13 protein-coding genes, 1 pseudogene and 1 other annotated feature are annotated in these 15,354 nt (G+C 42.1%); of the genes and pseudogenes, 1 reads left to right on the top strand and 13 read right to left on the bottom strand.

Annotation, left to right across the window (positions count from 1 at the left end):
- Window position 1: 1 nt before the first annotated feature.
- From pknB to gmk, 9 genes are all read right to left on the bottom strand, one after another.
- Window positions 2–1,987: a Stk1 family PASTA domain-containing Ser/Thr kinase gene (pknB, locus tag MKZ10_RS07540; RefSeq protein WP_342509367.1), complete on the bottom strand. Its 1,986-nt coding sequence runs from the start codon at window positions 1,985–1,987 to the stop codon at window positions 2–4.
- On the bottom strand, window positions 1,984–2,742 hold the full coding sequence (locus tag MKZ10_RS07535; RefSeq protein WP_342509365.1) for a Stp1/IreP family PP2C-type Ser/Thr phosphatase: 759 nt from the start codon (window positions 2,740–2,742) through the stop codon (window positions 1,984–1,986). Before MKZ10_RS07535 ends, pknB begins: the two co-directional genes overlap by 4 nt.
- 182 nt (window positions 2,743–2,924) lie before the next feature.
- A complete protein-coding gene (gene rsmB / locus MKZ10_RS07530) occupies window positions 2,925–4,283 on the bottom strand; it encodes a 16S rRNA (cytosine(967)-C(5))-methyltransferase RsmB (RefSeq protein WP_342509363.1) in 1,359 nt (452 codons plus the stop codon).
- Window positions 4,280–5,221, bottom strand: a complete 942-nt coding sequence (gene fmt, locus MKZ10_RS07525; RefSeq protein WP_342510081.1) for a methionyl-tRNA formyltransferase — start codon at window positions 5,219–5,221, stop codon at window positions 4,280–4,282. Before fmt ends, rsmB begins: the two co-directional genes overlap by 4 nt.
- Complete coding sequence (def, locus tag MKZ10_RS07520; RefSeq protein ID WP_342509361.1) at window positions 5,214–5,720, bottom strand: peptide deformylase; 507 nt, start codon at window positions 5,718–5,720, stop codon at window positions 5,214–5,216. The genes fmt and def overlap by 8 nt, the downstream gene beginning before the upstream one ends.
- Before the next feature lie 55 nt (window positions 5,721–5,775).
- Entirely contained in the window at window positions 5,776–8,187 is a 2,412-nt protein-coding gene (gene priA, locus MKZ10_RS07515) for a primosomal protein N' (RefSeq protein WP_342510079.1), read from the bottom strand.
- Window positions 8,177–9,394, bottom strand: coding sequence for a bifunctional phosphopantothenoylcysteine decarboxylase/phosphopantothenate--cysteine ligase CoaBC (gene coaBC, locus MKZ10_RS07510; RefSeq protein ID WP_342509359.1), 1,218 nt, complete (start codon window positions 9,392–9,394; stop codon window positions 8,177–8,179). Before coaBC ends, priA begins: the two co-directional genes overlap by 11 nt.
- A gap of 105 nt (window positions 9,395–9,499) precedes the next feature.
- The gene (gene rpoZ / locus MKZ10_RS07505) at window positions 9,500–9,724 is read right to left on the bottom strand and encodes a DNA-directed RNA polymerase subunit omega (RefSeq protein ID WP_342509357.1); all 225 of its coding nucleotides are present in this window, start codon (window positions 9,722–9,724) and stop codon (window positions 9,500–9,502) included.
- Window positions 9,725–9,727: 3 nt separating this feature from the next.
- Window positions 9,728–10,345 (bottom strand): guanylate kinase, encoded by a 618-nt coding sequence (gmk, locus tag MKZ10_RS07500; protein ID WP_342509355.1) that lies wholly within the window; start codon window positions 10,343–10,345, stop codon window positions 9,728–9,730.
- A gap of 155 nt (window positions 10,346–10,500) precedes the next feature.
- On the opposite strand from gmk, the gene MKZ10_RS07495 reads away from it, so the two are divergent.
- Complete coding sequence (locus MKZ10_RS07495) at window positions 10,501–12,192, top strand: NFACT RNA binding domain-containing protein (protein ID WP_342509353.1); 1,692 nt, start codon at window positions 10,501–10,503, stop codon at window positions 12,190–12,192.
- A gap of 236 nt (window positions 12,193–12,428) precedes the next feature.
- Here MKZ10_RS07495 and MKZ10_RS07490 read toward each other — a convergent pair whose 3' ends face one another.
- The 4 genes and pseudogenes from MKZ10_RS07490 to MKZ10_RS07475 all read right to left on the bottom strand — a co-directional run bounded on the left by MKZ10_RS07490 (window position 12,429) and on the right by MKZ10_RS07475 (window position 15,305).
- Entirely contained in the window at window positions 12,429–12,605 is a 177-nt protein-coding gene (locus tag MKZ10_RS07490) for a nucleotidyltransferase domain-containing protein (RefSeq protein WP_342509351.1), read from the bottom strand.
- A gap of 27 nt (window positions 12,606–12,632) precedes the next feature.
- Window positions 12,633–13,015: pseudogene (locus MKZ10_RS07485) on the bottom strand (HI0074 family nucleotidyltransferase substrate-binding subunit).
- A 145-nt stretch (window positions 13,016–13,160) separates the two neighbouring features.
- Window positions 13,161–14,621: a lysine--tRNA ligase gene (gene lysS, locus MKZ10_RS07480; RefSeq protein ID WP_342509349.1), complete on the bottom strand. Its 1,461-nt coding sequence runs from the start codon at window positions 14,619–14,621 to the stop codon at window positions 13,161–13,163.
- 108 nt (window positions 14,622–14,729) lie between these two features.
- Window positions 14,730–14,991: a binding site (T-box leader), on the bottom strand.
- Between the two features lie 71 nt (window positions 14,992–15,062).
- On the bottom strand, window positions 15,063–15,305 hold the full coding sequence (locus MKZ10_RS07475; RefSeq protein ID WP_342509347.1) for a hypothetical protein: 243 nt from the start codon (window positions 15,303–15,305) through the stop codon (window positions 15,063–15,065).
- Window positions 15,306–15,354 lie beyond the last annotated feature (49 nt).

Below are 15,354 nucleotides of genomic sequence, written 5' to 3'. Positions count from 1 at the left end.
TCTAATTTTCATTATAATCAACAGATTGCTCAACGATAATTTTGCCATCACGTGAGATCTTATAAGCCCCACGCTGATTCTCTTCCAATTCAAGCTTAATACTCTTTTTCGTATTCTCCACAATTGTGAAAACTTCTACTGGCTTGTCCATCATATTTGTCTTGTCTTGCACATAAATTTTGATTTCCTGCGGAGGTGGTGGGGCTGGTACCCAATTGCCATCCTCATCCACTTCACCTGCATCAATTGCATCAGGTAAATATTCAATCGTTACGTTGTGGACAATAGTCTTAAGTGGTTTTTTCTCTTCACCTTTTGACAACGCAACCTCTACTTTATCCCCAACCTTCATGTCCGTTCCTTGTTTAGGACTTTGCCAAATAACTTGACCTACTGGTACTGTAGGTGAATATTCTTCTCTCACGACCTTAATCGCAAACCCCGATGTCTTCGCATAGTCATTCAGTGCTTCTTTATCATATCCTCTTAGATCTTCAAGTTCTTGAAGTTCTTCCCCTTTACTAATTGTAAAGACTACATCTGTGTCTTCTGGCACTACCCCTGTCCCCTCTACAGGATCCTGCTCCAAAATAGTACCTGGCTCTTTATCCGAAAAAACTTCTTTCGCATCTACTGATTTGTAATCTTTCTTAAGTAAAAATTCGGCAACTCGTTCATAGTCTTGGTCACTATAATCTGCAAACTCAATCTTATCTTTCCCTGTGCTCATATATAACGTAACCGCAGATCCTATATCCCGCTTCTTTCCTTCTTCTGGGATTGTTTTAATAATTTGTCCCTCTTCAAACTCCTCGGATGGTAGCAGTTCAATTGCTTCGTCAACCTTAAAGCCCGCCTCCAGTAAAATATCTGTCGCTTCAGCTTGTGTTTTTCCAGAAACCTCTGGAATGAAGTCCTTTTTAGGTCCTAACAAGCTTGGTAGCAATAACAATAGAAGGACTATAACAAAAGCTCCAGCTATTCCTCCGACAATGAGCGGCCATTTTTTCCGTTTTTTAACAGGGGTTTGCGGAGGTTCAACTACAATAACTGGCTCCACCTTTTTTGTCGCTTCCAAAACTTCAAACTTGGACGCCTCTGTAACAACCGGAATCGCTTGCGTTCGATCATCGTCAAATGGCACACTAAATTTCGGTTCCGTTGCTCGTTCTTGTGATAATGCAGTCAGTAAATCATCATACATTTCATCCGCCGAACGATAGCGATTTGCAGCATCCTTCGTTGTTGCTTTCAAAATGATATTTTCTACACTTTGCGGAATGGATGGGAATAGTGCACGGACAGAGGGCGTTTCCTCCTGTAAATGCTTTAATGCAATTGCAACGGCAGTTTCTGCTGAAAATGGTAGTTCACCTGTCAGTAATTCATAAAAGACAATACCCAGTGAATAAATGTCCGATTTTTTTGTTGCCATCCCACCACGAGCTTGCTCAGGTGATAAATAATGGACTGTCCCCACTACTGAATTTGTTTTCGTATGCGCAGTTGCACTGAGTGCCATCGCAATTCCAAAATCAGCAATTTTCAAATTCCCTTCTGCATCCATCAATATATTTTGCGGCTTAACATCACGGTGCACAATACCATTATGATGGGCATTTGAAATTGCGGAAACAAGCTGTCTCATAATCGGTAATGCCTGCTTAGGAGATAATGGACCATTTGTTTGAATGAACTTTTTCAGCGTCTGCCCTTCGACATACTCCATTACAAGATAGAGCAGTTCCCCCTCCTCACCCACATCATAAATATCAACAATATGTGGATGCGTTAAGCTTGTGGCAGACAGTGCTTCTCGTTGGAATCTACGTTTCAGTTCTTCTTCATTCGCGAAATCATAGTTCAAAACTTTAATGGCTACATCTCGGTTTAAAATGATGTCATGTGCTAAATAAACCTTCGACATACCCCCGTCACCAATACTTTTAAGTATTTCATAACGTCCTCCGATTCTACTTCCAATCATAGATTATTCACCTCCGATTTAGTAGAATCAACCAAAATGACAGATATATTATCCTCTCCGCCCATTTCATTTGCTAAATCTACAAGTTTTTTTGCTTTATCATGTAGCGTAGCATCCGAAAGGACCACTTCACGCATAAGCTGTTGACCGACTTTATTACTCAAACCATCTGTACATAGAAGCAAATACGTTTTATCATCCAATTCAATTGAATAATGGTCAGGCTCAATCGTCTTTTCAGAGCCAATCGCTTTCATAATCCAATTTTTTTGGGGATGAACAGCTGCCTCTGCCTCTGTAATTTCTCCACTATCTAGCAGAGCATTGACATAGGAATGATCTCGTGTGACCTGACAAATACCATTGTCGTTAATTGCATAGACACGACTATCTCCAGTATGTGAAACAAGACAGCTACGCCCGCGAATAAGTACCGCCTCTAATGTTGTTCCCATCCCTTTTAAGTCTTCGTTGTCACTGGCATGATTATAAAGTAGTCTATTAACATGATTGACGACTTCACGGAGCCATTCTATCCAATGTTGGTCCTCTTCAAAGCTGGTACTATCCAGCTTCATAAACTGCTCGCCAATTAGTCGGATAGCTGTTGAACTGGCGTAATCTCCGCCCTGATGACCACCCATTCCATCCGCTATTACTGCAAGAATGATGCCGTTTGGCAATGTGTACACGGCTGCGCGATCTTCGTTAACGGTTCTTTTCCTACCTACGTCTGATAAGATTTCGAATTGCAACGTCCATCCCCCCTTGGTTGTTTCGAGTTCTCTACTATATAGATATCCTAATAATAATGCTTGGCGCTTGGGGATGCCTCCCGCGATAAGCCTGACGGAAAACCACCATCAGTCTTATCACTTCGGCTACCCCAGTAAGGCGCCTTCGCTGGATAATAAATAAATTCAGTAGTTTAGCATACTTATTGCTGTTTTTTACGGAAAGCTGCGACGAAGAATCCGTCGCTGCCAAAGTGTTGTGGCAGTACTTGAAGAGTGTCATCTTCAATCGCTAATTTATCAATTTCATTTAATTGAGCTAATGGAACTTTTTCCATATCTGAATGACGCCCTAGAAAATGCTCTACCATACCACGGTTTTCCATATATTCTACTGTACACGTACTATAGACGATGATGCCGTCTGGTTTGATCAGTTCGCGTGCTGTGTCGAGTAAGTCTGATTGGATTTGTATGAGACCATTGAAGTCAGCTTCTGTCTTGTTGTACTTAATTTCAGGCTTTCTGCGAATGACGCCTAAACCACTACACGGCGCGTCGACAAGGATTCGATCGAAAGAAGATGGAGCGTACAGTTCCGTCAATTTCCGGCTATCACCACTTTTTGCTTGAATGGATGTTAAACCAAGTCGAGTAGCATTCGCTTCAATCAATGCCAGCTTATGTTCGTGAATATCATGTGCGAACACTTCGCCTTTATCCTTCATCTTCTCAGCAATATGGGTCGTTTTTCCTCCTGGCGCTGCACACATATCGAGTACTTTCATGCCAGGTTGTACATCTAGTGCTAAGACAGGTAGCATAGAGCTTTCGTCTTGAATGGTAATCCAGCCCTTTTTATAGGCTTCTGTATTCGCCGGATTGCTGTTGACAGAAACGATACATTCTGGCACAACCTCACCCATTCTTACTTCAATACCTTCCGCTTCAAGAGATGAAATCGCATCAGCAACTGTCGCTTTTGCCGTATTCACACGAACTGTCATCGCAGGTGGGTTATTGTTTTCGTGCGCCATAATCGCTGCTTCCTGTTCACCAAATTGCTCGCTCCAGCGTTTGATGAGCCATTCGGGATGACTTGTTTCAATCGCTGTTTTTGCGATGCCATCCTCCATGTCTTCCAACGAACGAACCCCTTTGCGCAACACGGAACGAAGAATCCCGTTGACTGTTGGCGCAATGCGTTTATGTCCCCGTCTTTTCGCAATTTCCACCGCTTCATGGACAACCGCATGCGGCGGAATTTTTGTTAAGTAGACAATTTGATAAATCGACATTCTCAGTAATTCACGTACCCAACCATCCAGTTTCCCACGGACAAAGGGTTCAAGATAATAATCTAATGCCATGCGATGTTGTAATGTACCATATGTTAGTTCTGTTAGTAACCCACGGTCTTTCGCTTCGATACCGTATTTTTCAATCGTTCGATGTAGCAATAAATTGCTGTATGCTTGGTTATTATTGATTTCCATTAAGATGGACAGTGCTGCGTCACGGACATTGCCGTTCCAAATTTTCTTTTTTGGTCTAGTATTCATTCAAATCGGTCCCCTTCATTCCATTTCGATCCGGTTCCACGAACAAAGACATCCGCTGGCATCCTTTTTTTCCCGGCTGGTTGGAGATCCGTTATAGCGACCGCGACATCATCGCCCGCTTTGACAATAATTCGGTCTGACTCAATTTTAATGATCGTTCCAGGTGTAGCATCTACTTGCGTTGCAACTTTTTCACTCCACCACACTTTAACGTTCTCACCTTGTATCGTCGTGTAAGCAACTGGCCAAGGATGGAGTCCGCGAATTTGATCATAGATGGCCTTGCCGCCCTTTGACCAATCAATACGTTCTTGCTCCCGTGAGATATTACGCGCAAATGTCACAAGTGACTCATCTTGGACGGTTTTGTTATTTGTACCATTTAATATAGAAGGAAGTGTTTCTTTTAAGAGCTGTGTTCCAGCAACAGACAACGCATCGAACAACAGCCCCGTATGATCTGTATCAGCAATCGGCACAACTACCTGTGATATAATATCGCCTGCATCTAATTTTTCGACCATATACATAATCGTCACGCCCGTCTCAGTTTCCCCATCTATAATGGACTGATGGATAGGCGCTCCGCCACGATATTTTGGCAATAAAGAAGCATGAACATTAATGCAGCCGAGCTGCGGCACTTCTAACAATTCCTTTGGAAGTATCTGACCGAAAGCTGCGGTCACAATAAGATCTGGTTTAAGCGCGATAATTTCTGCCAGTTCACTAGAGCCTGTTAATTTTTCAGGCTGAATAACCGGTAAGCCAAGTCGAAGCGCCTCCACTTTTACTGGGGGTGGCGTTAATACTCGCTTACGTCCGACTGGTCTATCAGGTTGTGTGACGACTGCGGAGATTGTATGGCCTTCATCATGCAACATCGTGAGCACTGACACTGAAAATTCAGGAGTACCCATAAAGACGATATTAGTCATCATCACTCTCCTCCTCTTCTTCATCCATTTCTTCAAATTCAGCTGGATCGACGACACGGATAATTTTAGAATCAAACAACACACCATTTAGATGATCAATTTCATGAAGAATGGCCCGCGCTTCATAATCTTCCGCTTCAATTTCGTACAAGGAACCATCCCGCTCCTGCGCCTCTACACGAACGAAGAATGGCCTCTCTACTTCACCGTATAGTCCTGGAAAGCTAAGACAACCTTCTATTTCGACTTCAGAGCCTCCGATAGCCGTCACAACAGGATTGACCATTTCAATAACATCTTGTCCTTCGCCCATATCAACAATGGCAACGCGTATCGCTTCGCCAATTTGTGGCGCTGCAAGGCCCACGCCATCCGCCGCAACCATCGTGTCGTACATATCATCTAAAAGCTTCGCAAGCTTCTTATCAAACTTCACTACTTCTTTACACATTTGTTGAAGCACCGGTGCTGGATGCTCCACAATTTTACGTATTGCCAATTCAATTCCTCTTTTCAATTAAGGTGCCAGTAACTGGCACTGAATTCGTTTCACTTTAATAAATAGACACTGGTTCTAAGTCAACAGTCATTGTTAAACCTGCTTTGATCCAGTCTGTCCGATAATATTTAATGAGCTGTTGCAACGTCTCTGTCAACTTTGGCTCTTTTTTGTATTTTATCAAACATTGGTAACGATATCTATTATTGACACGGCTAATCGCAGCAGCAGTTGGTCCGATGATGACGGTATCTGGTGATAAGTTCCCTTTTAAAAATCTAGCTCCCTTATCTGCAAAGTCAGCTACTTTTAGTAAATCCTCATGGGTAAACTGGACAAGTGCTACAAAATAGAAGGGTGGATAGCCATATTGCCGCCTAGCCGCCATCTCCAAATTATAAAAAGGTTCGTAATGCTGCGCTTTTGCCAGGTCAATGGCATAATGCTCAGGAGAATAGGTTTGTATAAATACTTCTCCGGGTAATTCGTGGCGACCCGCGCGACCACTCACCTGTGTCATTAGCTGGAACGTTTTTTCTGCAGCACGGAAATCAGCCAAATGCAAAGTTGTGTCTGCCGCCAATACGCCGACAAGCGTAATATTCGGAAAATCAAGCCCCTTGGCAATCATCTGTGTCCCAAGCAAAATATCTGCTTGCCCCTCGCTAAATTGTCGTAACAATCGTTCATGAGATCCCTTTTGCCTCGTCGTATCGACATCCATCCGAATGACACGTGCTTCTGGAAACAGTTTCGCAATTTCTTCCTGCGCTTTTTGAGTACCTGTTCCAAAGAATCGAATATAATCACTTTTACATTGTGGACATTCGAGCGGTACATGCTCTTCATAGCCGCAATAATGGCATTTCAACCGTTCATTCGCACGATGGTATGTCAGTGAAATATCACAGTTTGGACATTCTACGACCGTACCACAGTCCCTGCATAAAACAAATGATGAAAACCCTCGTTTATTAAGGAATAACACTGTTTGTTCCCCTCTCGCCAATCGGAGACGAACTGCTTCCGCCAGTGGCAATGAAAACATCGACCGGTTACCATTTTTTAATTCTTCTCGCATATCGACGACCGTTACCGCAGGAAGTTCCTGGTCTTTTGCTCGCCTAGTCAACGTCAGTAATGTATAGACACCCTTAGATGCACGGGCGTAGGATTCCAATGATGGTGTCGCACTGCCTAAAATAACGGGACAACCATAATATTCCGACCGTTTAATGGCAACATCTCGTGCATGATAACGTGGTGTATCTTCCTGTTTATAGGTCGATTCATGCTCTTCATCCAGAATGATGATACCTACATTTTCAAATGGAGCAAATATAGCTGACCTCGCCCCAACGACAACTTTAACTTCCCCGCGTTGAATCTTACGCCACTCATCGTACTTCTCACCTGCCGATAACCCACTGTGCATCACTGCGACAAGTGGTCCGAAGCGCTCCTTGAAACGCGATGTCATTTGCGGTGTCAACGATATTTCTGGTACAAGAACAATCGCTTCCTGCCCTTTATCTAGTACATGTTTAATAGCACGCAAATAAATTTCCGTTTTACCGCTTCCAGTAATACCATGCAAAAGAAATGTCTCCGCTTTTTGCTGATCCACAGAATGTCTAACTGCCTCAAGTGCGATGCATTGCTCTTCAGTCAACTCTACTGGAATTGCCGTATCCTTCAACTGCGGTGCTGCCGGCTCACGATACACTTCCGTCTGCTCTTCAGTAGCAGCGCCTCTGTCAATCACCGCTTTTAACACAGCAGGCTGGATGCCCGATTGCTCCATCAGTTGTTTCGCAAGTATCGCTTGTCCCGCACGCTCTTGCATCCAGCGCAGCAATTCAACTTGCTTTTTCGCATTGGCATGTACGCCATCGAGTACTGTTTGCAGTATTTCAGCATTGGCGATTTGAATCATGCGCACTTTTTTGACAGCTGTTTTCTGATTGACAGCTGTATCGACTGTCACAATGCCCTGTTCAGCATAATGTTTCACTGTTTTCAACAGCCCTAATTGGTCAGCTTCTTTCAATGAAACTCGTTTCCTGCCTGCGAGAAATTGTTGGAAATCTGCGTCTTCAATACGCTCCGTTTCTTCAACAATGATGAATTTTTCGTATTTCGCACGCATAGCAGCTGGTAGCATCACTTGCAGCGCATCAATTTCATAGGCCAATGTTTGCGTAGCCAACCAGCGTGATAACTCTAGCAATTCTTTCGAAATAACCGGCTCCAAATCAATCAATTCATCAATTGGCTTCAATTTGGCAACGTCCAGTCCACTTTCCTCTTTTAAAGCCGTTACATAGCCGAGTACTTTTCGCGGTCCAAATGGTACTTTCACGCGAATACCGGCTTCGATGACCGCAGCCATCGTGTCAGGCACAAGGTAATCGAAAGGCCTGTCAATCGGATAAGCCGATACATCTACAATGACTTCAGCGATCATTGCGTTGTTCACTTTCCTCTTGTAAAATGGCTTCAAATAATACCTTTGCCAATTCTTTTTTCGCCATTGTATGGAAAGGCTGATGTGTCCCATGTTTAGATAGCAGTGTGACAACATTTGTATCTTTGCCAAATCCTGCATCTGGATCCGTAACATCATTGACGATAATATAATCCAGATTTTTTCTCGCTAGCTTATCGATGCCATACTCAACAGCGTTATTTGTTTCCGCAGCAAAGCCCACCAAAATTTGGTGCGTCTTCAATCCACCCATTGTTTTTAAAATATCAGTCGTTCTTTCGAGTTCAATGACCGAATCTCCCACTTGTTTTTTCATCTTTTCTGGATGAATATTCTTTGGGCGATAGTCAGCAACAGCTGCCGATTTGACAACAATATGTGCATCAGCGAACTGGGCTTGCACAGCTTCCAGCATGTCAGCCGCACTTTCCACGTCGATAACTGTCATACCCGTCGGTTTCGCAAGTCCTACTGGCCCAGAAATAAGCACTGTTTCTGCTCCCAACGCAGCCGCTGCTTCCGCCATAGCATATCCCATTTTCCCACTTGAGAAATTCGACACATAGCGTACTGGGTCAATTCGTTCACGCGTCGGCCCCGCCGTTATAACAACTTTTTTTCCAGCTAACGGAAGATCTTTGGACTTCGTAAAGCGTTCTCTAATCAATTCTACGATTTTTTCAGGTTCTTCTAAACGTCCTTTTCCTACATAGCCACAGGCCAAAAAGCCCTCAGATGGTTCAATGAAGCGATAACCGTCCTTGTGTAAAGTATTAATATTTCGTATAACCGCTTTATTTTCATACATATGAACATTCATAGCAGGTGCAATCCACACTTCTGCCGTTGTCGCTAACAATGTTGTCGTAACCATATTATCTGCAATGCCGTTTGCTAGTTTCCCAATGACATTTGCTGTTGCCGGTGCAACTATTACGAGATCAGCCCAGTCGGCCAAGTCGATATGCGCAATAACTCCGGAATCTTTTTCATCAAACGTATCGTAAAACACATCATTACGAGACATCGCTTGGAAGGTTAGCGGGGTGACAAATTGCTGTGCCGACTCCGTCATGATGACTTTTACATCCGCCCCTGCCTGCGAAAGCTTACTAACGAGTGCAACCGCTTTATAAACTGCGATTCCACCGGTAACACAAAGGAGGATTTTTTTATTCAACAGCATGGTTCTCATCCTTTCTAAAATGACAAACTCCCAAAGAAAATTCGTTTCTAAGGGAGTATGGCGTATGCTTATTTTAATGATGGCGCATGGTAAGACTTGACTCGTTTACACTTCGTCTTCGTAGATAATTGAATCATCTTGTTTGGCTTTTGACAAAACGCCAGCTGCAACTTCTTCAAGTGCTTTACCAACATTTTTATGTGATTTATACGAAGTGAGAAGTCTTGTTCCCTCTTCTTGCATTTCACGTGCACGTTTTGAAGCAAGTGTTACGAGTGTGTATTTAGAATCAACTTTTTCTTTTAATGAATCCAGTGTTGGTGTTAACATAGTTTATTCCCCTTCCAGCATAAGTAAGTAGCGTTTTTCTACACGTTCTCTACGGCAATGCTCTGCTAGCACAATAGCATTGACCCGATCACATGCATTTGAAACCTCATCATTTTCGACAACATAATCGTACAAGTTCATCATTTCAAGTTCTTCCCGCGCTTTCGCAATACGCGTTGCAATGACGTCTGCTGGCTCTGTTCCTCTACCAACGAGGCGCTCTTCCAGCTCTGACAAGCTCGGTGGCGCCAAGAATATAAATAGGCCATCCGGGACTTTTGCACGGACTTGCGCTGCCCCTACCACTTCGATTTCAAGGAATACGTCTCTCCCTGCGTCCAGTGTGGCATTGACATAATCGAGCGGAGTACCATAATAATTGCCCACATACTCGGCATACTCCAGCAATTTTCCTTCTTCAATGAGTTGTTCGAATTCCGCTCTCGATTTGAAGAAATAATCAGCTCCATCTTCTTCACCTTCGCGCGGACTTCTTGTCGTCATCGATATAGAATATTCGTAGTTTGTATCAGGTTGAGAAAAAAGCTCTTTACGTACTGTTCCCTTCCCTACACCAGAAGGTCCGGAAAGAACAATCAAAAGCCCACGTTTTTTATACATGCAATCCCTCTTCTTATCTAGTCTACTTTGCAATGTTGATTCGACGCAAACAAGCCTGCTTCAAATTTTCAAATCAAAACAATATGTCTGTATTATACCATACCACACCCATAGAGTGGTAAAATGGGACAAAACGAATTGAAAGAGGAATCAGTATGGCATTTGACGGTTTATTCACCACGGCTATGGTGCAAGAATTGCAAGTTTTAAAAAATGGCCGCATTTCTAAAATTCATCAGCCTAACGCACAAGAAGTAGTATTCTTAATTCGCTCAGGAGGCAAAAATCATAAGCTACTTATTTCTATCCATTCATCCTATTCACGCGTCCAGCTAACCGAAGAAGCGATTACAAATCCTTCTGAACCTCCGATGTTTTGCATGGTGTTACGCAAACATTTGGAAGGCGGGACCATTACAGCTATTGACCAATTTGGCACTGACCGCATCATTACGTTCGATATTCAGGCGAAGAATGAAATCGGCGATGACATTAGTCGTAGATTGTACGTCGAAATCATGGGTCGGCATAGCAACTTGTTAATCGTCGATCCAGATCGTGACATCATCGTCGATAGCATGAAACATTTACCGCCATCGGTAAATAGCTATCGTACAATACTACCGGGACAGCCTTTCATACCTGCGCCACCGCAAGACAAAGTGGATCCATTCAGCGTGACCGAACAACAATTTAATGCACTATACCCACAGTTTGAAAGTGCCCGCGATATTGTAGGAACTCTTTCAGGATATTCACCCATTCACGCGGAGGAATTATTGTTTAGAATGAAGGGCGTCCCTTTAAATGAAACATTTGCAGTGTTTACAGCATTTCTTGCTTCATTTAAAGGGGGAGCAAGTACTCCGAACATCGCAGAAATTGGGACGAAAATGGTGTTTTCTGCAGCGAAGTTATCACATGCAGATAAGACGATTGCTGAGTACGGTACACTTGGTGATTTATTAGATAAAGTCTATTTTGCACGGGCTGAAAGAGAGCGTGTCAAATCGCAGGCAGCGGATCTCGAACGTTGGCTTGATAATGAAATCGCTAAACTGAATTTGAAAGTTAAGAAACTATCGAAGGAACAAGATGCTGCTGGGAAACTAGAAACGTTCCAGTTGTACGGTGAATTGCTGACTGCCAATAGTTACGCGCTTCAAAAAGGGATGATGGAGGCGGTCGTCGACAATTATTACGAAGAAGGAACGACGGTAACTATTCCGCTAGATCCACGAAAAACGCCGATTGATAATGCCCAGCGCTATTATTCCCGCTATGCGAAAGCAAAAACAGCACTCATTATGATTGCAGAGCAATTAGAAAAGGCCGCCGAAGATATCGCCTACTTTGAAATGATTAAGCAGCAAGTCATGCAAGCATCCCCTGAGGATATCGAGGAAATACGCGAAGAACTTGCGGAACTCGGTTTTCTGAAGGCCCGCAAGCTGAAAAAGAAAAGCAAACCGAAAAAACCAGCACCGGAAACGTATGTATCATCCGCTGGCGTGAAAATTTCAGTCGGTAAAAACAATAAGCAAAATGACTATTTAACATTCAAGATTGCCGCGCGGGATCAAACTTGGCTTCATACGAAGGACATTCCTGGATCACATGTATTGATTCACGATACAAATCCTGATGAAGAAACGATTCGAGAAGCAGCTATTTTGTCTGCTTATTTCAGCAAAGCACGCGGCTCATCATCTGTACCGGTCGATTATACGGAAGTACGTCATGTTAAAAAGCCGAACGGGTCAAAGCCTGGATTTGTCATTTATTTTGAGCAGAAGACGTTGTTTGTGACGCCTGATGAGGATGTTGTGATGAAGCTTCGAAAATAATAAAGCAGCTGCTGATTTATTTCACGAGAAATCAGCAGCTGTTTTTAAATTTCCTACTACTACTTACGCATCATTATGCCCGCCATGGACCATTTTATGACCGTCTTAAGCCAGTTTATGACCGGCACGGACTAAGTTATGCCCGCCTTGAGCTAGTTTATGACCGGCACAGGGCTATATTATGCCCAACACCCAAATCTTTCTGCCTACTATAGAACTTTATGACACTGATCTATTTATTCTGCTAACAAAAGCCACTGCATCTCCGACAATCCAGGTGCCTTCACCGCCAAATCAATATCAGATAAACGATTAAAATCACCATAAGCACGCAAACCAAATAACAGAATGGTCTCTACTTCAGGATACTGACTGACAATGTCACGAAGTTGCTTCACTAACAACTCATTCATTGGCATCATAATCTTTCCGATATTTTTCTACAGTTGATGAAATGTCTTTTTCATTTCAGGATAATACCCAACAATGTTTTGTAAAATCCGCCGTGCCATCTCTTCCTCGTATGCATATGAGGCTTCATTTCGATATTTTAGCATTTGCAACCATGCTCGTTCATTTTGGAGCCAGCCTACTTGATAGGCTTCTTTCAATGTTTCACGGGGTGTTTTCGCTTCTATTTCTTCACAGAGTAATAATTTTTTAATATCTTTCAATAAATCCCAACAGTAAATTCAAAACGTTGAATCGTTCCATCTACGATGAGACTATTCCCTTGATCTTCATGTAGGGCTTCTTCTAAACGGTTTAATGCCTTCTGTAGGTTGTCAAAACTCTGCCATAATTTTCGGTTTGTATCTTCCACTCATTATCACTCCTATTTCAATAGCTGCCTCCTTCCAATATATAGCCTTATCAGGATACATACTCTATAAAGCTGTTGGTCAGCGACGCTAACCTTTTATGATTGTGTGCCATACACTCATGAAAAAAGTAATGTTACTCAACTTCTATAGCTTTTTAGTTAATGGAAAGAACACGCAATCCTTAATATTATCGCTATCACTCAGCACCATTAACAATCGTTCAATTCCGAATCCCCAACCTGAAATAGGCGGCATGCCATATTCCATCGCAGTTAGATAATCTTCATCCATCTCCATGGCCTCAACATCTCCATTGTTCCTAAGCTGTGCTTGTGTTTCCAACCTCCTTCTTTGTTCAAGTGGATCGACTAGTTCTGAATAAGCATTTATGATTTCCGCCCCATTCACCACTAACTGAAAACGATCCGTTAGAGCTGGATTATCATCATTTGCTCTAGCTAGCGGTGATAAATCAATCGGGTGCTGAACTAGAAACGTCGGGCGTATCAGATATGGACGACACATTTTTTTATAAAGAAGATCTATAAAATTTCCTCTCCCCATTGATTCAATATCCGAATGGTCCAATAGGATATTTCTTCTTTTCGTTTCTGCATACAGTTCTTGCACAGTTGGATAAAGATCTATATCAATCCCCGTATCGTTTACAATCAGATCTCTGAAAGATACGACGTCCCATTCTAATGAGAAATCAATCGATTGACTTTGGACAGTTAAAATGGTCGTATCGAATGTTCGATCCAAAACATACAAAATCATCTCACGCATTAACTTCATCGTATCTTTATAGTTCCAATAGGCAGCATACCCTTCAACCATTGTGAATTCCTGAAGATGCTGAGGACTTATCCCTTCATTTCTAAAACACCTTGCAAATTCAAATACTTTCGTAAAACCACCGACAATTAGCCTTTTTAAATAAGTTTCTGGGGCTATGCGTAAGTAAAACTCAGAATCCAAGGAGTTATGGTAAGTTTTAAACGGTTTTGCAAGTGCACCAGACGACGTTTGCTGTAAAACAGGCGTTTCAACCTCTAAGAAATTTTGATCCTCAAAGAACCTGCGAATTGAACTGACCATTTTTGTTCGAGCTAATAATCGATTTTGTGTCTCCTTTGTCATGATGACATCCAAATAGCGCTGTCGATAGCGAAGATCTATATTGCTTAATCCATGCCATTTATCTGGAAGAGGACGTATTGACTTCCCAAGAAATACATAACTCTCGATACGAAGGGTCTTCTCATGCGTTTTCGTGCTGTACATTTTCCCCTTCACACCGATAAAATCCCCTATATCTAGCAATTCATGGAACAGTTGAAAGGATTCCTCACCAACCTCTTCTTTCTTCAATAGAAGTTGCAAACTTCCTTGTATGTTTGAAATCGTAATAAAACATAATTTACTAAAATACCTAATACTCATGACTCTTCCAGCTACTTGAACGTTGCTCATACCATCCTCAAGCATTGCCGCTTCATACAGTTCATAATTCGTATGAAAACTTTCAGGGTGCAATGGAATGCCACGCGATTGCATCACATCTAATTTCTCTCTTCTATGAATCATTTGTTCATTACTCATGTTTACCACTCCATTTTCTGTTATCGAGCATGATGACACCAAATATTTCTAACTAGCCATCCATAGCTTTATAAACAACAAAAAACTCCCACCCCCAAGATTATCTATCTTGAGGACGAGAGTTGTGAACTTCGTGGTACCACCTCAGTTTATTGATATGTTGCCATACCAATCTCTTCGGGTACGTCAACGTTCGATTATACCCTATCTCTATAACGGGAGAACCCGTCGCATGATGACTAAGATTTGTTACTTAGTTCCATACGAAGCTCCAAGTCTTTTTTCATTGAGGTTATTATTACTCCTTCACAGCAAACGGAGCTCTCTGAAAATAATTAGCCTCAATTACTCTTCTCTTCATCGCCAGTTAGTTTATATTATACATTGATTATTTTTATTATTATATTTATTGACACGCATATAGTCAAGGACTAAATTTTTCTAACATTTTGGTAGTGGCGCCGATGAATTACTTTTATCAATTCTAAAATACTCGGATAGTTGAACAACCCGAACGTTTTGTGTATTTAATTCATGATAGATTTCCCTACTATCCCAAAACGATATATATTGATCCCGTTCACCTCGGATTAGCTCTTCTGCACTTTCCTTTGACTCCATATGAATAAATCTTCTGATGTAATGATTTTCATCAAAAAAATAAGTTATTTTGAATTCTTTCATGATATTTAACTCCTCGCATGCTGCAAATTACTATATCCCTATCTACAGT

This window comes from Sporosarcina sp. FSL K6-2383 (assembly GCF_038618305.1).
Classification (GTDB): domain Bacteria; phylum Bacillota; class Bacilli; order Bacillales_A; family Planococcaceae; genus Sporosarcina.
Note: the sequence above shows the minus strand (reverse complement) of the source record. Positions and strands in the feature narration are given on the sequence as shown.

Bases quoted from the DNA above. Each gene is read 5' to 3' on its own strand.
- pknB (WP_342509367.1), bottom strand. From the start codon at position 1,987: ATGATTGGAAGTAGAATCGGAGGACGTTATGAAATACTTAAAAGTATT.
- rsmB (WP_342509363.1), bottom strand. From the start codon at position 4,283: ATGAATACTAGACCAAAAAAGAAAATTTGGAACGGCAATGTCCGTGAC.
- fmt (WP_342510081.1), bottom strand. From the start codon at position 5,221: ATGACTAATATCGTCTTTATGGGTACTCCTGAATTTTCAGTGTCAGTG.
- priA (WP_342510079.1), bottom strand. From the start codon at position 8,187: ATGATCGCTGAAGTCATTGTAGATGTATCGGCTTATCCGATTGACAGG.
- coaBC (WP_342509359.1), bottom strand. From the start codon at position 9,394: ATGCTGTTGAATAAAAAAATCCTCCTTTGTGTTACCGGTGGAATCGCA.
- rpoZ (WP_342509357.1), bottom strand. From the start codon at position 9,724: ATGTTAACACCAACACTGGATTCATTAAAAGAAAAAGTTGATTCTAAA.
- gmk (WP_342509355.1), bottom strand. From the start codon at position 10,345: ATGTATAAAAAACGTGGGCTTTTGATTGTTCTTTCCGGACCTTCTGGT.
- MKZ10_RS07495 (WP_342509353.1), top strand. From the start codon at position 10,501: ATGGCATTTGACGGTTTATTCACCACGGCTATGGTGCAAGAATTGCAA.
- MKZ10_RS07490 (WP_342509351.1), bottom strand. From the start codon at position 12,605: ATGAATGAGTTGTTAGTGAAGCAACTTCGTGACATTGTCAGTCAGTAT.
- lysS (WP_342509349.1), bottom strand. From the start codon at position 14,621: ATGAGTAATGAACAAATGATTCATAGAAGAGAGAAATTAGATGTGATG.
- MKZ10_RS07475 (WP_342509347.1), bottom strand. From the start codon at position 15,305: ATGAAAGAATTCAAAATAACTTATTTTTTTGATGAAAATCATTACATC.